Origin of the sequence: Streptomyces scabiei 87.22, from assembly GCF_000091305.1 — a bacterium.
Classification (GTDB): Bacteria; Actinomycetota; Actinomycetes; order Streptomycetales; family Streptomycetaceae; genus Streptomyces; species Streptomyces scabiei.
The window spans coordinates 7,965,387-7,985,498 of record NC_013929.1 but is presented as its reverse complement, the minus strand read 5'-3'; the positions used below and the strand labels follow the sequence as shown (position 1 = coordinate 7,985,498).

General features: G+C 73.3%; 16 protein-coding genes. 7 read left to right on the top strand and 9 right to left on the bottom strand.

Translation table 11 applies throughout. The annotated features are described in order from the left end of the window. Positions 1-246 precede the first annotated feature (246 nt). Positions 247-1,473, bottom strand: a complete 1,227-nt coding sequence (locus SCAB_RS34540; protein ID WP_013004753.1) for a DUF5685 family protein — start codon at positions 1,471-1,473, stop codon at positions 247-249. A 303-nt stretch (positions 1,474-1,776) separates the two neighbouring features. Between SCAB_RS34540 and SCAB_RS34535 the strand changes: the two genes are divergently transcribed. Next, on the top strand, positions 1,777-2,220 hold the full coding sequence (locus tag SCAB_RS34535; RefSeq protein ID WP_013004752.1) for a cell division protein SepF: 444 nt from the start codon (positions 1,777-1,779) through the stop codon (positions 2,218-2,220). Positions 2,221-2,272: 52 nt separating this feature from the next. On the opposite strand, the gene SCAB_RS34530 is transcribed toward SCAB_RS34535, so the two are convergent. Both SCAB_RS34530 and SCAB_RS34525 read right to left on the bottom strand, forming a co-directional pair. Then, positions 2,273-3,463: an acyl-CoA dehydrogenase family protein gene (locus SCAB_RS34530; protein ID WP_013004751.1), complete on the bottom strand. Its 1,191-nt coding sequence runs from the start codon at positions 3,461-3,463 to the stop codon at positions 2,273-2,275. A 101-nt stretch (positions 3,464-3,564) separates the two neighbouring features. Further along, positions 3,565-5,175 (bottom strand): MFS transporter, encoded by a 1,611-nt coding sequence (locus SCAB_RS34525; protein WP_013004750.1) that lies wholly within the window; start codon positions 5,173-5,175, stop codon positions 3,565-3,567. Between the two features lie 361 nt (positions 5,176-5,536). Between SCAB_RS34525 and SCAB_RS34520 the strand changes: the two genes are divergently transcribed. Continuing rightward, positions 5,537-6,730, top strand: coding sequence for a glycosyltransferase family 39 protein (locus SCAB_RS34520; protein ID WP_013004749.1), 1,194 nt, complete (start codon positions 5,537-5,539; stop codon positions 6,728-6,730). Between the two features lie 239 nt (positions 6,731-6,969). Next, positions 6,970-7,992, top strand: coding sequence for a phosphatase PAP2 family protein (locus SCAB_RS34515; protein ID WP_013004748.1), 1,023 nt, complete (start codon positions 6,970-6,972; stop codon positions 7,990-7,992). Between the two features lie 189 nt (positions 7,993-8,181). Here the strand turns inward: SCAB_RS34515 and SCAB_RS34510 are convergent, their stop codons facing one another. Continuing rightward, a complete protein-coding gene (locus SCAB_RS34510) occupies positions 8,182-8,397 on the bottom strand; it encodes an I78 family peptidase inhibitor (RefSeq protein ID WP_037724099.1) in 216 nt (71 codons plus the stop codon). Positions 8,398-8,775: 378 nt separating this feature from the next. On the opposite strand from SCAB_RS34510, the gene ctaD reads away from it, so the two are divergent. Then, positions 8,776-10,506 (top strand): aa3-type cytochrome oxidase subunit I, encoded by a 1,731-nt coding sequence (gene ctaD, locus SCAB_RS34505; RefSeq protein WP_013004746.1) that lies wholly within the window; start codon positions 8,776-8,778, stop codon positions 10,504-10,506. Here the strand turns inward: ctaD and SCAB_RS34500 are convergent. The 5 genes from SCAB_RS34500 to SCAB_RS34480 all read right to left on the bottom strand — a co-directional run bounded on the left by SCAB_RS34500 (position 10,415) and on the right by SCAB_RS34480 (position 15,666). Continuing rightward, complete coding sequence (locus SCAB_RS34500; RefSeq protein WP_013004745.1) at positions 10,415-11,425, bottom strand: helix-turn-helix transcriptional regulator; 1,011 nt, start codon at positions 11,423-11,425, stop codon at positions 10,415-10,417. The genes ctaD and SCAB_RS34500 overlap by 92 nt on opposite strands. Before the next feature lie 104 nt (positions 11,426-11,529). Next, positions 11,530-12,363 (bottom strand): hypothetical protein, encoded by an 834-nt coding sequence (locus SCAB_RS34495; protein ID WP_013004744.1) that lies wholly within the window; start codon positions 12,361-12,363, stop codon positions 11,530-11,532. Continuing rightward, positions 12,360-13,628, bottom strand: coding sequence for a glycosyltransferase family 4 protein (locus SCAB_RS34490; RefSeq protein WP_013004743.1), 1,269 nt, complete (start codon positions 13,626-13,628; stop codon positions 12,360-12,362). Before SCAB_RS34490 ends, SCAB_RS34495 begins: the two co-directional genes overlap by 4 nt. A 192-nt stretch (positions 13,629-13,820) precedes the next feature. Further along, positions 13,821-15,113, bottom strand: coding sequence for an ABC transporter substrate-binding protein (locus tag SCAB_RS34485; protein WP_013004742.1), 1,293 nt, complete (start codon positions 15,111-15,113; stop codon positions 13,821-13,823). Next, positions 15,088-15,666 (bottom strand): hypothetical protein, encoded by a 579-nt coding sequence (locus SCAB_RS34480; RefSeq protein ID WP_173402933.1) that lies wholly within the window; start codon positions 15,664-15,666, stop codon positions 15,088-15,090. The genes SCAB_RS34485 and SCAB_RS34480 overlap by 26 nt, the downstream gene beginning before the upstream one ends. Before the next feature lie 122 nt (positions 15,667-15,788). Here SCAB_RS34480 and SCAB_RS34475 point away from each other — a divergent pair, with 122 nt between their 5' ends. The 3 genes from SCAB_RS34475 to SCAB_RS34465 are packed head-to-tail and all read left to right on the top strand — an operon-like array spanning position 15,789 to position 20,097. Continuing rightward, a complete protein-coding gene (locus tag SCAB_RS34475) occupies positions 15,789-16,301 on the top strand; it encodes a hypothetical protein (protein ID WP_037727114.1) in 513 nt (170 codons plus the stop codon). Beyond that, positions 16,301-19,456 (top strand): ABC transporter permease subunit, encoded by a 3,156-nt coding sequence (locus SCAB_RS34470; RefSeq protein WP_013004739.1) that lies wholly within the window; start codon positions 16,301-16,303, stop codon positions 19,454-19,456. The genes SCAB_RS34475 and SCAB_RS34470 overlap by 1 nt, the downstream gene beginning before the upstream one ends. Continuing rightward, positions 19,453-20,097, top strand: coding sequence for an ATP-binding cassette domain-containing protein (locus SCAB_RS34465; protein WP_013004738.1), 645 nt, complete (start codon positions 19,453-19,455; stop codon positions 20,095-20,097). Before SCAB_RS34470 ends, SCAB_RS34465 begins: the two co-directional genes overlap by 4 nt. Positions 20,098-20,112 lie beyond the last annotated feature (15 nt).

Below are 20,112 nucleotides of genomic sequence, written 5' to 3'. Positions count from 1 at the left end.
TTGTCCGAACTGTGGGCGTCACGTCTCAGGCCGGTTGACTCGCTTTCGGATGCCTGTTCCACTTGCTCCATGCATCCGCAGCAGTGGCTGGTCAAGCGCTCCCACATCGACCTCGGTCGCGTGTGGTCCTCCTCCTGTTGAGCTGAGCCGACCCCACCGCGCGCCCCGATTCCCGAGGGGCGCCGTTCGTGTTCTCCCCCTTGGCCTTCACACGCGCACCCCTCCCCTCGCGTTCCCTCTTTCTTCTCAGCAGTCGCAACCGCAGCACTCGCACGCATCGCAGCAGTCACAGTCGCAGTCCCGGCAGCAGCCCTCGCGCTTCTTCCGGGACCAGGGACCCTCGTATTCCTTCGCACAGCACAACCGGCAGGTGCAGCACAGCAGGGTGAACATCCCGCACCCCGCCCAGAAACCCCGACGCCGCGGCGGCTGCGGCTGCGGCTGCGGCTGCGGCGGACCGAAGCCACCGCCACCGCCACCGCCGCCACCGCCGAAGGGGTTCCCCCCGCCGCCGGCGTACGGATTCCCACCGGCTCCGGCATACGGGTCACCGGCGCCGCCCGCGTACGGATTCCCCGGCCCCGGCACTCCGCCGTGCCGATGGCTCGCACACACCGGCACCGCCCCGAACGCCCGGTCCACCGACCTGCGCACCTCGTGCACCAGCAGCAGATGGACGAGCCCGCCGTCGACGAAGTCGGCCTCGCGCAGGGCGAGCCGGATGCCGTGCAGGGCGTCGTCGGCGAGCCGCCGGGCCTCGGCGAGCGGGGTCCCCGTGGCGGTCAGCGGGTTCCAGGCCCCGGCGGCGGCGTCGGCGGCCCGGTCCTCCACCGCGTCCAGCAGATGGGCGAGGCGCCCGAAGAGGCGTCCGGCCTCGGCGAGCGGTGCGGCGTTGCCGGGCCGTCCGGCCAGGACCGCGGTGTGCGCGAAGGCCGCCGCCGTGGCCGTCTCGGTCGGTTCGGTGACCGCGAGCAGCGGGGTGCCCGGCCCGGCCAGCGCCTCCACTCCGGTCTGCCGGTCGACCGCGTCGACCAGTACGGCCGTGTCGAACCCGATGTCCGATCCCGTACGCGCCCCCGCGCGCCCCCAGTTCGTCGCGATCCGGCGCGCGGCGCGCGCCACCGGCTTGCGCGCGAGCAGTCCGTCCCCGTCGGCGACGTGGTCACGGACCTTGGCGGAGGCGAGCACCAGCGAGACGGCGGCCGCGAGTCGCGCGCCCTCGCCGTGTGCGACGGAGGCGGTGCGCATCCCGCGCAGCGGGCAGGGCCCCGCGGTGCGCCGCCCGACGGTGGTGCTCCCGGTCTGAGCCTCCGTCAGAACCGAGACCAGCAGGCCGTCATAATTGGTGACGAACCGGGCGAACTGCCCGTGGTCCGTGCGCAGGGCGAGGCAGAGACCGCACAGATGCGCCATCCACTGGGCGCGCAGTCCTTCGCCGAGGCGATGACCGCAGGGCCTCACGATTCCGAACACGACACTCCCCCGTGTCTCGCCCTGTCGCCGCGGGCTCGTCGGCGTCGCGGCATCGTAGCCGCCGGAACGTTCACCCGGACGGCCCCCGACTCACCCAAACGCCATGAACAATATTATTTCACTCCCTGTCAGCGAGTGTGTACAGCGGAGCCCTTGGGGCACATGGACTCTCGACGAATTCGTTCTGCACCAGTACCGTCACGAAACCCCCGTGCGGCGTCTATCCACTTGGCGAGACATCCGCATCATGGACGACGATAGGGATGCGGAAAGCACGAAAGACCGCTGCGAGAGGAGGCGTCCATGGGATCGGTGCGCAAGGCGAGTGCCTGGCTTGGCCTCGTCGACGACAACGATGACGAGCGTTACTACGACGACGACTACGCCGACGAGCGGGAGTCCGGCTCCGGCGAGGCCTGGGTCACCGACCCTCGCGTCAAGGTGGCGTCCGAGTCCGCGCAGGACCACGGCCGCCGGATCGGCACGGTCACGCCGGACAGCTTCCGTGACGCCCGGCACATCGGTGAGCTCTTCCGGGACGGCGTCCCGGTCATCATGAACCTCACGAACATGGACGCCGCCGACGCCAAGCGCGTCGTCGACTTCGCGGCCGGCCTGATCTTCGGTCTGCGCGGCTCGATCGAGCGGGTGTCCAACCGCGTGTTCCTGCTGACCCCGGCCGACACCGAGATCGTCAGCGGCGAGGTCGCGAGCCGTCCGGTCGACGGTTTCTTCAACCAGAGCTGAGGCAGGGCCGCTCGTCGGCCCTGCCTTGCGGTGCCCGGTCGGCCGTCGCGGCTCACCGGAAGGCGTCGAGACCGGTGAGCGCCTTGCCCAGCACCAGTTGGTGCATCTCGACGGTGCCCTCGTAGGTGAGCACGGACTCCAGGTTCGTCGCGTGCCGCATCACCGGGTACTCCAGGGAGATCCCGTTCGCGCCGAGGATCGTCCGGGCGGTACGGCAGATCTCGATCGCCTCCCGCACGTTGTTCAGCTTGCCGAAGCTGATCTGCTCGGGCCGCAGCCGTCCCGCGTCCATCCGCCGCCCCAGATGGTGGGCGAGCAGAATCCCCTTGTGCAACTCGACCGCCATGTCGGCGAGTTTGGCCTGGGTGAGCTGGAATCCGCCGATCGGCTTCCCGAACTGCTCGCGGGTCCTCGCGTAGGCGACGGCCGACTCGAAACTGGCCCGCGCGGCGCCCATCGAGCCCCACACGATTCCGTAACGGGCGTGCGAGAGACAACTCAGCGGGCCTTTCAGTCCCTTGACCTCCGGCAGTACGGCGTCCGCCGGCAACCGCACGTCGTCCAGCACGAGTTCACTGGTGACGGAGGCACGCAGGGACCACTTGTGCTTGATCTCCGGCGCGGAGAACCCGGGCGTGTCCGTGGGGACGACGAACCCCCGCACACCGTCCTCGGTCTGCGCCCACACCACGGCGACCCCGGCGACGGACCCGTTCGTGATCCACATCTTCCGGCCGTTCAGGATCCAGTCGCCGCCGTCCCGCTTGGCGTACGTGCGCATCGACGCCGGGTCGGACCCGTGGTCGGGCTCGGTGAGCCCGAAGCAGCCGATGACCTCACCGGCGGCCATGCGCGGCAGCCACGTCCGCTTCTGCTCCTCGCTGCCGAAGCGGTGGATCGCGTACATCGCGAGCGACCCCTGCACGGAGACCAGCGACCGGATCCCCGAGTCCGCCGCCTCCAGTTCCAGACAGGCCAGCCCGTACTGCACGGCACTGGCTCCCGCGCATCCGTAGCCCTCCAGCGACATCCCCAGGGCCCCGATGGCGCCCAGCTCCCGGGCCAGTTCCCGGATGCCGGGCAGCTCCCCCCGCTCGTACCAGTCGGCCACGTGCGGCAGGACCCGGTCGGCCGCCCAGCTGCGCACGGTGTCCCGCACGGCGAGGTCCTCGGGGTCCAGCAGCTCGTCGAGGCCGAGGAAATCGGCGGGGTCGAAGGACGGCGACTTCGCGGGCGCGGCCATGGGACAACCTCCGGCTCGTAAAACTAGCGATGCTCAGCACACTACTCATGCTCCGACGCCCTGGCTGTACGGACCGGTCACACCGGCAGTCCGGGGACGCCTCAGTGGAGCGATTCCGCGCGCACGGACGGCGCGGCCTTGGCCTCCCGAGGCCCCGGCACTTCCGCGGCGGCCCCGCACTCCATCCCCCGGGGCAGCCTCAGTGCCATCACCGCGCCGAGCACCAGCAGTGCCGCGCTCACCAGCAGCGTCATGTGCAGCCCGTGGACGAAGGAGTCCCGGGCGGCGTGCCGCAGCGCCTCTCCCGAGGGGCCGCCCAGCCGGTCCGCGACCTCGTACGCCTCGCCGAGCGAGTGCCCGGCGGCGGCGGAGGCCGACGCCGGCACCCCCGGCACGGTAGCCAGCCCCGGCGCGTACGCCGCGTTCATCACGCTCCCGAGGAGCGCGATCCCGATGCCGGCGCCCAGCTGGTACGAGGTCTCGCCGATCGCCGCCGCCCCGCCGGCCGAGGACGCCGGGGCCTCGCTCAGCATCGACTCGTACGCGCCGAAGAGGGTCGTCTCCAGGCCGAAGCCCAGCAGCACGAACCCGGTCAGGAGCAGCGCCGCGTTGTCGTGCCGTCCCATGGCCGTCAGCAGGACGACGGCGAAGGCCGTGAGGCAGAAGCCGAGGCCGACCATGCGGCGCGGCCCGAAGCGGTGCAGCAGGGAGGAGCCGACGAGTCCGGCGGCCATGGCGGCGACGGTCAGCGGCAGCAGGCGCAGCCCGGTCTCCAGCGGGGACAGCCCGAGGACGAGTTGCAGGTACTGGGCGGCGATCAGTTCGAGGCCCACCAGGGCGAGCATCGCGAGGACGATGCAGCCGACCGAGGTGCTGAACGCGGGCCGCGCGAACATCCGGAGGTCGACCAGCGGATGCGTCCGGCGCCGCTGCCGTCGTACGAACGCGGCCAGCAGCCCGCCGCCGCCGAGGAGGGCGAGCGCGGTGCCCGGGTCGAACGGGGGGTGCCCGCCGCCGAGCCGCTTGACCGCGAGGACGACACCGAAGAGACCGGCTGCCGCCATCAGGGCGCCGACCACGTCCCAGGGGCCGTCGCGGTCGCCGGTCGACTCGGGCAGCAGCAGGCGCCCGATGGGCAGGCTCACCAGCATCAGCGGGATGTTGACCAGGAAGACCGAGCCCCACCAGAAGTGTTCCAGCAGGAACCCGCCGAGCAGCGGTCCCACGGCCGCGCCGACGGCGGCGACCGCGCTCCAGACGCCGATGGCGAGCGCCCGTTCGCGCCGGTCGGGGAAGACCTGGCGCAGGATCGACAGCGTGGCGGGCATGATCATCGCGCCGCCGACACCGAGCAGGGCGCGGGCCCCGATCAGGACCTGCGGGTTGTCGGCGAAGGCCGCGAGCCCGGAGGCGACGCCGAAGAGGGAGTATCCGAGCAGGAGGATGCGTCTGCGGCCGACCCGGTCGCCGAGCGTGCCGAAGAGGATCAGCAGCGAGGCGCAGACCAGCGGGTAGACGTCGACGATCCAGAGCAGCTCCATGCCGCTCGGCCTGATGTCCTCGGTGACGGCGGGGACCGCCACGTGCAGCACGGTGGCGTCGACGGCGACGAGCAGCAGACTGACGCAGAGGACGACGAGGACGACCCAGCGGTGGGCACCGGCCCCGGTGCCCGGACGGCGTCGTGCGGCGGCCGTGGGCGTCCCGGACATGTACGTACCTCCCAGAATGCTCTCGCGTTCGGCGGAACCACGGGGCGGGGACTCCCCTGCGGCCACGGCCCGGGAGGGGCGGCGTCCCGGACCCGCGCAACGAAAGGCGAGCGAGCCGACAGCGTACGCGAGTCCGGGCGGGCGCAGCGTGGCGGGTGTCTCATGGACGCCTCGTGCACGATGTGGCGTGCGCCACGCACCGGGCCGTCCACCGGGCTGTCCACCAGGCTGCCCACCGGTCCTCCACGGCTCCTTCATCACCTGTCCGTGGGTCGTCCGTGGGTCGTCCGCCCCTCTCCGTCCCGGATCCACCACGCGGCCACGTCCCGGCCGGTTCCCGGCTCCGCCGATAATCGAGCGCGTGACCGCTCTTGCCACGCGCCCGGCGCCGCCTTCCCTGCGGCGGGCCGCCCCCGCGCTCCTCGGGTACGCCGCCGTGCGCGCCCTGGGCCTCGTCGCCCTCGCCGGGTGGAGCGCGGCGCGCGACAAGAGCGCCCTGACCCTGCTGTCGGCCCGCTGGGACTCGCTCTGGTACACCCGCGTGGCCGAACTCGGTTACGGCTACGAGGTGCGGCTGCCGAACGGCGACGTCCACTCCAACCTGGCGTTCTTCCCCCTGCTCCCCTGGCTGGAGCGGACGGTGTCGGCGGTGACCCCGCTGTCCCCCGCGCACGCCGGCCTCGCCGTCGCCACGCTCGCCTCGCTCGCCGCGGCCTGGGGGATCTTCGCGGTCGCCGACCGGGTGTACGGCGGGCGGGCCGGTGTGTGCGCCGTGCTGCTGTGGGCCGTACTGCCGGTGGGGATCGTGCAGTCGATGGCGTACACGGAGTCGCTGTTCACCGCGCTGGCCGCCTGGTCGCTGTACGCCGTCCTGACCGGCCGCTGGGTGACGGCGGGCGCGCTGGCGGCCCTGGCCGGGCTGACCCGCCCGGTGGGCCTCGCGGTGGTCGCGGCGCTCTGGGCGGCCGCGATCGGATCGTACGTACGGCAACGGCGGCCCGCGTCCCCTCCCCCGTCCGAACGGAACCGGAGTGCGCAGGCGCCGGTCGGCGCCCGCCCCTGGTCACGCGCCCTCGGCATGTTCCTCGCACCTCTGGGGGCCCTCGGTTACGTCCTGTGGGTCGGCCGGCGCACGGGCGGGGGCCCGCTCGGCTATCTCGACGTGCAGGCCGGCTGGCGCAACGGCTTCGACGGGGGCTACGCCTTCGCGCGTTTCGTCACCGGCAAGTTCACGTCGTTCCCGTCGGCCCTGGCGGGCGTCGGACTGATCATCGGAGTGGCGCTGATCATCTGGCTGTACGTCGTGTGCGTACGGCAGGGGCAGCCGCTGCCGCTGCTGGTCTACGCGGGGGTCGTCACCGCGCTGGCGCTGTGCGCGTCGAGCTACTTCGGCTCCAAGCCCCGGCTGCTGATGCCGGCCTTCCCCCTGCTGCTGCCGCTCGCCCGGGCGCTCGCCCGGGCCCGTGTGTCCAGGTCGGCGGCGGTCGTCGGGGCCGCCGGGGTGGTGTCGGCGCTCTACGGGGCGTTCTGGCTGAACGGCTCGGGTCCGCCCTGACCGGCCGGTGACGGACCGCGAGCGAACGGGTAATTCCACGCAAGCATTCGGTGAACGAATTCAAAAGGGCCGTAAAATGGCCGCTCAGCATACGGTCATGGAATTGAAGGCCGAGCGGCACAACGATTCGCCATTCAGTAGAAATAAACATCAATATGAGAGGAATCCCACATCACGGCGTCATCACAAAGCCGGTGATTCACGTCGCGCCGGAGCTCACTCGCTGTAACGTCGATTGAGTGCGTACCGAACCAAAGCCGACCCGTCTGGACCGGGTCTTCTCCAGGCTGGACCGTGAGCCGGAACGACCGGCTCACATCGACGTGCCGGTGATGACCCGCCACCGGGTGGTCCTCTTCGCCTCCACCCTGGCCTTCTACGTGGCCATCGTGTGGGCCGTCGTGATCACCTCGTGGCTGGTCCGCCTCGACTGGCAGATCATGTTCTTCCGGCCGTACCAGCAGTGGCAGCAGATCCACGCCTTCCTGGACTACTACGTCGTCCTGGGCCAGCGCGGCCCCACCGCCGTGATGGTCGCCGCCTGGCTGGGCTGGCGCTCCTGGAGACAGCACACCCTGCGCCCGCTGCTGGCGCTCGGTGTCTCGCTGCTGCTGCTGAACATCACGGTCGGCGCCGCCAAGCTCGGCATGGGCCGGCTCGGCCCGCACTACGCCACCGAGATCGGCGCCAACGAGATGTGGCTCGGCGGCGACATATTTCCTTCGGGCCACACCGCCAACGCCGTGGTGACCTGGGGCATCCTGGCCTATCTGGCGTCGACGCCGAGAGCCCGGCGCTGGCTCTCCGCGCTGTCCGCCGTGATCTCGCTCGGGGTGGGCCTCACCACGGTCTACCTCGGGACGCACTGGCTGAGCGACGTGCTGCTGGGCTGGGCCGCCGGCCTGCTGATCATGCTGGCGCTGCCCTGGTTCGAGCCGCTGATCGCCCGCGCCGAGGCCCGGATCCTCTCGCTGCGCGACGCCTTGCGCGACCGTCGCACGGGCCCCGCCCCGGCACCGGCACCGGCCGCCGCGGGAGCGGCCGTGGCGCGCGGACCCGTCGAGGAACCCGCGGGCCTGCGGGAGACCGGCATCGCGGCCCGCACCGCGCATCCGTCGATCGTGCCGCTGCATCTGTCCACCGGACCGCATCTGACCAGGTCGGAGAGGGCTCCGGTCACCCCGGCCGGCTCCCGCCGGCCGCCCCACGCCGACCGGGTCGCGCACAACGCGGCCCCGGCCCGCCCGGTCGCGGGCGGCTGACACGAGACAGCGGGGCCGGTACGCACAGCCCATGCCCCGCACGGACGAAGGCCCGGCTCGCCATGAGCCGGGCCTTCGTCGTCCGTCCTTCCGTCCGTGCCGCGTCCGGAAGCCGTCTCCCTGTCCGCGGCCCCTCCGGGCGGGCCTCCCGGCCGTCTCCAGCCTCCGGGCGCGCTTCCGGGCCGTCCCTCAGCCCTTCCAGGCGCGCCTCACCCGGCCGTCCTCGACCTCCAGGTTCAGCCGCCCGAAGCGGTACTCCATGGTGACGATCGCGCCCGGCGGCAGCTGTCTGACGGTGGACCAACCGCGTTCCACGGCTCGGCGCTCGGCGTCCGGCGCCTGGAGTCCGACGTACGCGTCGGGGTCGTCCCGGGGCTCTTCGGAGGGGGTGGGAATCGGTGCCATGGCCGCCACGGTAGGCGGCCGGGGCGTCCCTGTCCTCCCGCAGTCACGCTTCTGTCACAGAACCACGACACCCGTTTCGCCCCAACGCAGTCACACGTTCGAGCGGTTCCTTACGCGTCGCCCGCGCTGCCGGACGGAATTCCGGGCGGCTTCGGCACCATCGCGAATAGCCCGTCGGAAAGCAGTCCGGGCCGTGTGTGTCCGGTGCATGTCCAGCCTTTTCCCACCGATTCCCGGACGGCTGCCGGAAGCCCCCACCTCATGGGAAATACACGGTTCCCGCACACTTCCCCCGTACGCCCCCTGTCGGAGCCGCGGGGGCCGCGAGCATCATGGCGTGCGGTACGGGCCCGGGACGCGGCGGCGAAGGGACGAGCGATGGGGACCGAGACCGCGCAGGCGGTGGCACGACCCGTCCGGGCGAGGACGCCGGGACGGCTGGCGGCCGACTGGCTGACCACGACCGACCACAAGAAGATCGGCCACCTCTACCTGGTCACGTCGTTCCTGTTCTTCCTGGCGGCCGGCGCGATGGCGCTCGTCATGCGGGCCGAACTGGCCCGGCCGGGCACCCAGATCGTGGACAACGAGCAGTTCAACCAGCTGTTCACGCTGCACGGCACGATCATGCTGCTGCTCTTCGCGACACCGACCTTCGCCGGGTTCGCCAACGAGATCATGCCGTTGCAGATCGGCGCGCCCGACGTCGCCTTCCCCCGGCTGAACATGCTGTCGTACTGGCTGTTCCTGTTCGGCGGGCTGATCGTGATGGGCTCGCTGCTGGTGCCGTCCGGGCCCGCCGACTTCGGCTGGTTCGCCTACGCGCCGCTGAACGGCCTGGAACGGTCACCGGGCATCGGGGCCGACATGTGGATCATGGGGCTGGCGCTGTCCGGGTTCGGGACGATCCTCGGCGCGGTGAACTTCCTGACCACGATCATCGCGATGCGCGCGCCCGGGATGACGATGTTCCGGATGCCGATCTTCACCTGGAACACGCTGTTCACGTCGATCCTGATCCTGATGGCGTTCCCGGTGCTGGCCGCCGCGCTCCTGGTGCTGGAGGCGGACCGGCGGTTCGGCTCGCAGGTCTTCGACGCGGCCAACGGCGGCGCGCTGCTGTGGCAGCACCTGTTCTGGTTCTTCGGGCACCCCGAGGTCTACATCATCGCCCTGCCCTTCTTCGGGATCATTACGGAGATCATCCCGGTCTTCAGCCGCAAGCCGATCTTCGGCTATCTCACGCTGGTCGGGGCCACGATGGCGATCACCGGGCTGTCGATCGTGGTGTGGGCGCACCACATGTTCGCCACCGGCGCGGTGCTGCTGCCGTTCTTCTCGTTCATGAGCTTCCTGATCGCCGTGCCGACGGGGGTGAAGTTCTTCAACTGGACGGGGACGATGCTGAAGGGCTCGCTGTCCTTCGAGACACCGATGCTGTGGGCGACCGGCTTCCTGGTCTCCTTCCTGTTCGGCGGCCTGACGGGGGTGATCCTGGCGTCGCCGCCGATGGACTTCCACGTCACCGACTCGTACTTCGTGGTCGCGCACTTCCACTACGTCGTCTTCGGCACGGTCGTCTTCGCGACCTTCGCGGGTTTCTCGTTCTGGTGGCCCAAGTTCACCGGGAAGATGCTCGACGAACGGCTCGGCAAGATCCACTTCTGGACGCTGTTCGTCGGCTTCCACACCACCTTCCTGGTGCAGCACTGGCTGGGCGCCGAGGGCATGCCCCGGCGGTACGCCGACTACCTGGCCGCCGACGGCTTCACGGCCCTGAACACGGTCTCGTCGATCGGCGCGTTCCTGCTGGGCCTGTCCACGCTGCCGTTCCTCTACAACGTCTGGCGGACGTCCCGGTACGGGGTGCGGGTCGACGTCGACGACCCCTGGGGCTACGGCCGGTCACTGGAGTGGGCGACCTCGTGTCCGCCGCCGCGCCACAACTTCGTGACGCTGCCCCGGGTCCGCTCCGAGGCGCCGGCGTTCGACCTGCACCATCCGCGGTTCGCGGCGATCACGCCGCCCCAGACGCGGAGCGGTCAGGAGCGGACGCCGCATCCCCGGTTCGGTCAAGAGCGGCCGACAGACGGTCCCGGAGGGTCCTGATGGTTCCGGTCAGCTCCGCCGGTTCGACGACCTCGAAGTCGACGCCGGTCATCATCACGTGAATGGCCATCACGTCCAGGCTCGGCGCCCCGGTGCGCAGCAGACAGCTGTGCTCGTCGTACGCCTCCAGGGTGCCCGCCGAGGGCGAGATCAGTTCGGCGGCCTCGTGCAGGGGCACCAGCAGCCGTACGACGGCGTGCGCGGCGTACGCGGTGGTGGAGACCCCGCGTGAGACGTACGCGGCGAGGTCCTCGGCGGGTGGTTCGCGCGGGGTGAAGCGCGGGCCGTGCGGCGGTGTGGGCGTGACCCGGTCGACGCGGAAGGTGCGCCAGCCGGCGCGGTCGACGTCCCAGGCGACCAGGTACCAGCGGCGTTCGGTGCACACCAGGCGGTGCGGCTCGACGGTACGGCGGGTCGCGGTGCCGCCGTGGTCGCGGTACTCGAAGCGCAGCCGCTCGGCGTCCCGGCAGGCGTTGGCGAGTTCGGTGAGCACCGCGGGGTCGACCGCGGAGAGCTGCGGGCCGCGCAGCAGCGGCACGGTGAAGGCGTTCAGGGCGCCCACCCGGCGGCGCAGGCGGTGCGGCAGCACCTGTTCGAGTTTGGCGAGGGCGCGGACGGAGGACTCTCCGATGCCGTCGATGCCCTGCCCGGCGGCCGAGCGCAGCCCGACGGCCACCGCGACGGCCTCCTCGTCGTCGAGGAGCAGCGGAGGGAGTTCGGCCCCGGCGCCGAGCTGGTAGCCGCCGCCCGTGCCGGGACTGGCGTTGACGGGGTAGCCCAGCTCGCGCAGCCGGTCCACGTCGCGGCGGACCGTGCGCGCGGTGACCCCGAGGCGGCCGGCCAGTTCCGAGCCGGACCATTCGCGGTGGGCCTGCAGCAGCGAGAGCAGGCGGAGCAGCCGTGCCGATGTCTCCAACATGGCAGGAGTCTCGCAGGGGTCGAGGACAGGTCGTGTCCTCGACCACCGCGGAACATGCCGCCTGTTCCCGGCCCGGCCCCCGCCCGCCTACACCCCGGCCCGGTTCAGCTCACGGCGACGACCGTGACCGACAGGTCGTTGTCGGCCGTGTAGAACGGCGTCGCCCGCACCGGGCCGTGTCCGGTCTCGACCCGCTCGCCGGGATAGACGAGGACGGAAGGCTTCTCGACGATGTCGTCGAGCAGCCGGGCGACACGCGCCCGCGGGCCGGTCTCCCCCCGCGGGCGCAGCCACAGGTCCCAGGTTCCGGGCCGCAGTGCGCCGTAGGGCACCGTGAAGCGGAGGCCGCCCCGGTCGTCCGGGACGAGGCCGGCCAGGACGGCGGGCGAGCGCCCCGCCCGGTCGGTCAGCTCGGCGTACGCCTCGGGCGTGGGCGCGGCGCCGTACACGCGGGCGGTGACCTCCAGTCCGCCCTCACCGATGTGGAGCGCCCCCGCCTCGGCGTGCGGGGAGCGCTCCCAGCTGCGGACGCTGAGGTTGCCGTGCTTGGTGCCGTACGGGATGCGAACGGCGACCCGGGCGGCGGGGGCCGGGCCGCGGTCGACGAGGGAGCGCAGGTCGTTGAGGCCGGGGGCCAGCCGGTGCGGCTCCTCGTCGGCGACCTGGAGGTAGACGTCCCAGCGGCCCTCGGGGAGGTCCGTGCCGATGGGCAGCGCGGCCCGCAGCCTGCCGTGGCCGGCCGGGGTCAGTGGCAGACGCGTCCGGTGATCGCCGCCGCGCAGGCGGAGGACGAGGTGGGCGGCGTCGGTCACCCCCGGGGCGGCGAGGTCGAAGGTCAGACCGCCGGCGAAGTCGGCGACACAGTCGGCGCGCGACGGTGTGCCCACGTCCCCCGGGTCGTCGCGGCGGGTGGGCTGCCGTGGAGGCGACATCATCATGCCGTGCGGCCCTTCCCGATCGCGGAGCGCGCGGAACGTCCGGCATCCCGGACGGCGTACGCGCTGCCGAGCAGGGCGCCACGGGTGCGGTGCAGTGAGCCGCGGACCCGGCCCATCGGCGAGGCGCCGCCCCGGGCGAGCAGGTCGCCGAAGAGCGTCTCGTACCGTTCGGCGATACGGGCCGGGTCGAAGCGCTCGGAGTCCTGGAGCGCGGCGTGCGCCATCCGCCGCCGCTTGTCGTCGTCGTTGATGAGTTCCAGCAGACCGTCGGCGATGGCCTCGACACTGCCGACCTCCACCAGCCGGCCGTCGACGCCGTCGTCGATGATCTCGCCGGGGCCGTGCGGGCAGTCGGTGGAGACCACCGGCAGCCCGCAGCGCATGGCCTCGACGATCGTCATGCCGAAGGACTCCAGGCTGGAGGTGACGGCCGCGATGGACCCCTTGGCCCACTCGGGCTCGATGGGGGTGGCGGGGCCCATCAGGTACACGTGGTTGTAGAGGCCCATGGTGTCGACGAGCGAGCGGAGCTTGTCCTTCTGCTTGCCGCTGCCGTAGATCCGCAGGCGCCAGTCGGGCCGCTCCCGGCGCACCTTGTCGAAGGCCCGCACGAGCAGGTCGTAGCGCTTCACGGGCGCGAGCCGCCCGGCGGCGACGACCCACTTGCCGGAGCCGTCGGCCGGTTCGACGCCCGGGGCGGGCACCGGGTTGGGCACGGCCTGCACGCGTACGCCGGGCAGGCGCAGCCTCCCGTAGGAGCGCGCGTCGGCCTCCGTGGTCGTGGTGAGGGCGTCGAGCCGCGGGTAGACGCCGCGCAGGGTGGCGCGCAGGGCCGGGGAGTGGCTGTCGAGCGTGAGGTGCTCCTGGCCGACCCGGACCGGGCCGCGGCGGGTCTGCCGGGCCATGTGCACGTTCAGCCCGGGACGGGTACCGACCACGACGTCGGCGTCGACCGTGGAGAGGTACTCGGCGATGCGGCGGTCGGTCAGGGCGCTGTACTGGCCGTAACGCCCCTCGGCGCGCGGGAAGACCTTGGCCGGGCGCTCCAGGTCGGCGTGCCCCTGGTCCGCGCCGCCCTTGCGGATGTCGACGAGGCCGCGCAGCCGGACCCTCGGATCGATGTCGAAGACCGGCCCGTCACGGTGGCGGAAGACGGAGACGATCTCCACGTCGTGCTGTTCGGCGAGGGTGTTCGCGAGGTTGTACGTCGTGCGGATCGTTCCCCCGATGTTGTACGCGTTGTGCAGAAGAAAGGAAATGTGCATGCGTCCCCCGGATCCCCTGATGTCGCTGTTCATCCGCTGATTTCCCCGGTCATCCGTCCATGGCGGTGCTGGTCCACCACCACCCGGTTAGATCCGTTATCCCTGGGGAGGGTTGGAAGGCATCATCAACTTGTGCCGGAACGGTTGCCCGATCGATAGCCGGACGAGGGAACCTGTTCGCCGCTCAACGCATCAGGGGCTGTAGGGAAGTTGCGGGACGTCGAAGCAGTTCTCGTTCATGTCCCCCTGGGTCACCCAGCCCTTCCCGTCCTGCCAGCGGGCCACGGACACGCAGCTGCGGCGGGTGCGCGGGGGCTCGGTGAGCCGCTCGAAGCGGACGGGCAGGAGGAGGCCGTCGGCGGTGTAGGGCTCGTCGCGGTTCATGAACCGGTCGACGCACGCGCGGGTGACGCCGTCCCGGTTTCCGGCGCACGAGCGCGCCGCGTCCGTGAACCACATCGCGGCCGCCCAGCCCTCCAGCTGCCACTGGGAGTGCGTCTTCAGGGTCTTCGTCGCCTCCCGGAACTCCCGCACGGCCTCGTCCCGGAGGTCCGCGTGGTTGCGGCTGGAGCCGGTGGCCCACAGGGCGTTGCGGCAGCGCGGGGCGTCCGCGTGGTCCTCGGCGATCGTGGAGGTCCAGTTCTGCACGTTGGTGACCTTGGCGGTGAGGCCGACGCCCGCCGCGTCCAGCGCCGCGCACAGCCGGGCGTTGCCGTGGCCGTCGATGGCGTCGAAGACCAGGTCCACGCCCCGATCCCCGATGTCGGCGGCGACCGCGCGGAAGTTGGGCAGCGCGAAGTCGACCTGCTCGGTGACGACCTCGTACCCCTCGGCCCTGAGCCCCCGCACGACCAGACGGGCGTACGCGGCCGACGCGGGCTGGTTGTACGAGACGACGGCCGCGGTGCGGGCGCCGTGCTCGCGCCGGAAGTAGCGGTAGACCTCGGTGCCGCCGTACTGCTTCCCGTCCCAGCCCGTCGTGCCGTTCCGGGGCGCGAGGCTGCCGTAGAGGCTGTAGAGGTACGGGTAGGTGTCGTAGGCCGGGCCGATGGGCTGGCCGCCGATGTCGGGCACCCGCGCGCGGGCGACGCGGGAGGCGCCCGCGTAGTCGAGGGCGGTGGTGGCGACCAGCGCGACCACGCCCTCCTCCTCGACGAGCCGGTGCACGCACTCGTTGTTGCCGACCCCGCTGCCCCCGTCGTCGCACTCGCGCACCTCGACGCGGCGGCCGTCGATGCCGCCGCGCGCGTTCAGCGCGGCGAAGTAGGCCCTCGCCCCGTCGCGCGGCCCGGTGAACGCGCTCCCGCCGACCGGGCTGGTGACACTGGTGATGATCCCGACGCGCAGCGGCCCGGCGCTCGCGGACGCCGTGCTGCGCCCCCGGTGCTCGAAGTCGCTCTCCGGGAGCCGGCTGCCGCAGGCCGTCACCAGCAGGAGCAGCAGACCCGCGGCGGCCGTCTCAGCAGCCCGGACCCGGTGTCGCATTGCCGCTCAGCGCGACCAGTCCGCACAGCGTCTTGACGGAGAGCTTCCAGGTGCCGTCCTGCTCCACGGCCGTGCCCGCCGCGTCCGGCAGCGCCGTGGCACCCTCCAGCAGCAGGGTGTACGTCACGTCGGCGCCGGTCGCCGAGGTGAACGTCACCTTCTTGACCTCGGCCTCCACCTGCCCGCCGCGCTTGTCGCCGCTGAACGCGGCGAGGACCGGGCCCATCTCGTCGCCGTTCTCCAGCACGGCCTGCTTCTCCTTGGTGGAGGTGGACGGGTCGAAGAACGTCTTCCAGTTCTTCTCGATCTGCTTCTCGGCGGCCGCCACGTCCGCGGGTCCGCTCACGGACACGGTCGTCTCGCCGGGCTCGGCCGTCGTGCGTTCCACGGTCGGCGTGGGCGGCGCCGTGTCGCCGCCTCCCCCGCTCTCGTCGCTGCACGCCGCGAGGGCCGGGGCGAGGAGGAGGACCAGGGCGGCCGCCAGGGCCGTACCCCGTCCCGCCGCCGCGGGCCCGCGCCCGTTCGCCCGCCTGAGGTCGCTCCCGAGAACCATCTGGCTCACCACCGGGTGTCGGTCCGGGCGGTGCGCGCCCGGTGCTTTCAGGGTCAGGTTGCAGGGGGCATAGTGCAAGCCATCGGCTGAGATGGACAGACACACGACGTGTGGAGGCCCTGATGCGGACAGCCCGACCGCGCGACGCGCACCCCGTTCTCCGGGCCGCCTGGGCCGGCTGGGCCGCGCTCGCCGCCGGCGCGGCGCTGTGCGTCGTCGGCTGGTACGGCGTCTCCGGCGAGCGCTTCGCCGAACGCCAGCTCCCCTACCTGGCCTCCTGCACGGTGCCCGGCGCCGCGCTGATCGTCGCGGGTGCGGTCCTCCTCGCCGGCGGCCGGGACGCCCTGGCCGCCTCGCGCGTCGAGGAGCTGTACGGCCTGCTGGTCGCCGCGGAGCCGTCCGGCGCCGAGGCCCGGGCGGCCGGGCGGGCGGCCACCGCGCCGCTCGCCACCAGCGGCAGGCTGCTGATGGTGCCCGGGGGCACCCTCTGGCACCGCGCGGACTGCCCGCTGGTGGCGGGGAAGGCGGAGGCGGTGCCGGTGGACTCAAGGGTCCTGACCAGCGGTGACCTGCGCCCCTGCCCGATCTGTGAAGCCCCGGACGGAAGCGGCACCGCCGAGCCCGCGGAGGGCTGATGGCCTCGCTGACGTACGACCTCACGCTGGCGGGGCTGTCGGTCGGCAGCGCGGCGGCCCTCACCGGAATCGGCCTGATCGTGACCTACCGGGCGACGGGCGTGCTCAACTTCGCGCACGGGGCGATCGCGATGGTGTGTGCCTATCTGCTGCGCCAGTGCACCGTGGAGTGGGGGTGGCCGCTCTGGCTCGGCACCCTCGTGACCCTGCTGCTGGCCGCCCCCGCCCTCGGCCTGGCCCTGGAACGCCTCGTCTTCCGCCCACTCGCCGTGCTCGGCGGCGACCCCGCGCAGACCCTCGTCGCCTCCCTCGGCGTCTTCGTCCTCCTCGTCGGCGGGGCCGTGCTGGTGTGGGGGCCGGGGGCGCGGGACGACGCGCCGACGCTGGTGCCGGGCGACCCGTGGGGCCAACTGGCGGTGGTCGTGGCGGTCGCGTCGGCGGTGGGCGCGGTGACCCGCCGGACGCGCTTCGGCCGCGAACTGCGGGCCGTCGTGGACGACCGTTCCCTCGCCGTCCTCGCCGGTGTCGACGCGGACCGGGTCGCCGCCGCGGGCTGGGCGTTCGGCTCCTTCACCGCGGGCCTGACGGGGGTGCTCCTGGCCCCCTACGTCCGCCTCGACCCGTACGGCATGCCCCTGCTGGTGATGGAGGTGGTGGCCGTGGCGGTCGCCGCCCGGATGCGCAGCCTCCCGGTGGCCGTGCTGGTCGCGCTGGGCATCGGGGTGGCCCAGAGCCAGCTGACCCGGTTCCACCCGCCGGGGTGGGCGGAACCGCTGCTGCAGGCCGTGGGCGCCAACCTCTTCGTGGTCGCCCTGCTGGTCGCGGCGCTCGTCCTGCCCGGCGTGGGCGGCCGGGACACGCTGCCCCGCCCGGCGACCGCGCGGGGCGGCACCCCCGCCGGCGCCTGGATCGTGGCGCTCACGCTGTTCCTGCTCCCGCTCGGCTTCGCGGGCGAGGACCTGCACACCGCCGTCCAGGTCCCGGCGCTGGGCGTGGTCCTGCTGTCCCTGGTGGTGGTGACGGGCCGGGGCGGCCAGATCTCCCTGGGCCAGGCCGCGTACGCGGGTCTGGGCGCGCTCTTCACGGCCCTGCTGTCGGCCGGCCGCCTCCCCTTCCTCCCTGCCCTCCCCGAGCTGACCGCCCTCCTCGTCGCCGTCCTCCTGGTGGCCCCGCTCGGCCTGCTGACCGGGGGGCCGGCCATCCGCCGCCACGGTCTGGCGCTGGCCCTCGCCACCTTCGCCGTGGGCGTCGGCGTCAGCCGCTTCGTCTTCGCCCAGCCCTACGCGGCCTCGGGCCCGGCCCCGACCCGCCCCGCGGGCTTCGAGGGGGACCGCGCCTACTACGCCCTGGAGCTGGTCCTGCTGCTCCTGGCCCTGCTGGCCACCCGCGCCCTGCGCCGAGGCCGCACCGGCCGGGCCCTCGCCGCCCTGCGGGACCACGAGCCGGGCGCGTCGGCGGCGGGCGTGCCGGTGCCGTCGCTGAAGGTGGCCGCGTTCGTGGCGGGCGCCGCGCTCGCCGCCCTCGGCGGCGGCATGCTCGCCATGGGCGTCCGCGCCTTCGACCCGGCCGCCTACGACCCCGTCCGCGGCCTTCTCTGGTTCGCCGCGATCGTCGTCCTGGGCGCCGACAGCACCCTCGGCGCCCTCGCGGCGGCGGCCCTCCTGGTGGGCCTGGACGCGGGCACGAAGGGCGGTGTGGCGGCGGCACTGATCGGCCTGCTGACGGCCCTGGTGGGCCGCTTCCCGGGCGGCCTCCAGGAGGCCCTGGCGCGACTGCGTGCCGGGCCGGACCGCCGGACCGCACTGACGCCGACGGGGGTACGGGCCCGGCAGCGGGTGCGGGCGGGCAGGGCGAGCGGCGGGGAGGCCGCGCGGGCGGACCGGGGCGGTCCACGCACGGCGGAGGCGGACCGGGGCGCGCTCGGCACCCCCGAGGCGGGCCGGGGCCTGTCCGGGGCTCCACGGCCGCCACGGGCCGGGAACGAGCCCGGCCCGGCCCGCGCCGAGGGACCGGCCGGGACCGGTCCGACGGGAACGGCCCCAGGCACACCCGCCACGCCGGAGGCCGACCAGGGTGAGCCACGTACGGCCGGGGCGGGCCGGGGCGGATCCGACGCGCCACAGCCGCCACAGCCGCCACAGACCGGGAACACGCGCGGCCTCGCCCGCACCGCCGGACCGGCCGGCACCGAACCCGGCACGGATACGGGCGCGGATGCGGATGCGGGCGCGGATGCGGATGCGGATGCGGGCGCGGTCGGGTCGCCGACGGACGGGCCGGGCGCCCCCCGGCCCGCGGCTCGCGGCGGGGAGCGCCCCGGCACCCCGTCCCCGCCGCCCCCGTCCGGGACGGACCCCAGCACCGGCACCGGCACCGGCGTCGGCGTCGGCGTCGGCACCGGACCCGCCCCGCCCGGTGCCCGCCCAGGTGCCCCGTCCTCGGCGGTCGCCCTCCAGGCCCGCCGGCTCCGCGTGGGCTACGGCGGCTTCGTCGCGCTCGACGGGGTCGACCTCGACGTGCTTCCCGGGCGGGTCAGTGCGGTGGTGGGCCCCAACGGGGCCGGGAAGAGCACCCTCTTCCACTGTCTCGCCGGGACGTTGCGGCCCGGGCAGGGGCGGGTGCGGCTCGGCGGACGGGACATCACGAGGCTTCCGGCGCACGCGCGCACACGGCTCGGTATCGCCCGGACGTTCCAACAGCTCGCGGTCTTCCCGTCGTTGACCGTGGCGGAGAACGTACGGGTGGGCGCCGAACAGGGGTGCGTGGCCGATCCCGCGGCCGCGGAGCGGGCGTTGCGGCTGTTCGGGCTGGACGGGGCGGTACGGACGGCACCGGCGGCCGGGCTGCCGACGGGGACGCTGCGGCGGGTCGAGCTGGCGCGGGCCCTCGCCGGAAGCCCCCGGGTGCTGCTGCTCGACGAGCCCGCCGCCGGACTCGACACGGCCGAGGTGGCCGCCCTCGCCCGCATCCTGCGCGCCCTCGCCGACGACGGCACGGCCCTGCTGGTCGTCGAGCACGACCTCGACCTCGTCGCGGACCTCGCCGACGTCGTGCACGTCATGGCGGCGGGCCGGATCGTCGCCTCCGGTCCCCCCGGCCACATCCTGCGCGCATCGGGCCCGCTCGACGCGCTCGACCCGGCGGTGGACCGATGACCCTCCTCTCCCTGCGCCGCGTCCGCGTGCGCTACGGCCCCCTGGAGGCCCTGCACGGCATCACCCTCGCCGCCCCGGGCCCCGGTCTCACCGTCCTGCTGGGCCGCAACGGCTCCGGCCGGACGACGGCACTGCGGGCCCTCGCCGGCACGGTCCCGCTCTCCGGCGGCGCCGTGGTGTGGGACGGGGCCGACGTGACCCGGACACCGGCGTACGAGCGGGCCCGGCGGGGGCTCGTCCTCGTCCCCGAGCGGCGGGCGGTCTTCGGTTCGCTCACCGTGCGCGAGAACCTCGAACTGGCCACGCCGGACCTCTCGTACGCCCTGGCCGCCTATCCGCCGCTCGGCGCCCTGCTCGCCCGCCGCGCCGGCACCCTCTCCGGGGGCGAGCAGCGCATGCTCGCCCTCGCCCGTGCCCTGTCGGTGCCCACGCGGCGGGTCGTGCTCGTAGACGAGCCCACCCAGGGGATGTCACCGGCGGTCGCGGCCCGCACGTACCACCTGCTGAGCGGCCTCGACGCCTGTGTGGTCGTCGCCGAACAGCGCCTGCCGCCGGGGCTGCGGGACGTGCCGGGCGTCCTCGTGCACGAACTGCGGCGCGGGGCCGTGGTCTTCGCCGGCGAGGCGGCCGAACTCGCGTGACGGGCCCGGCGGACG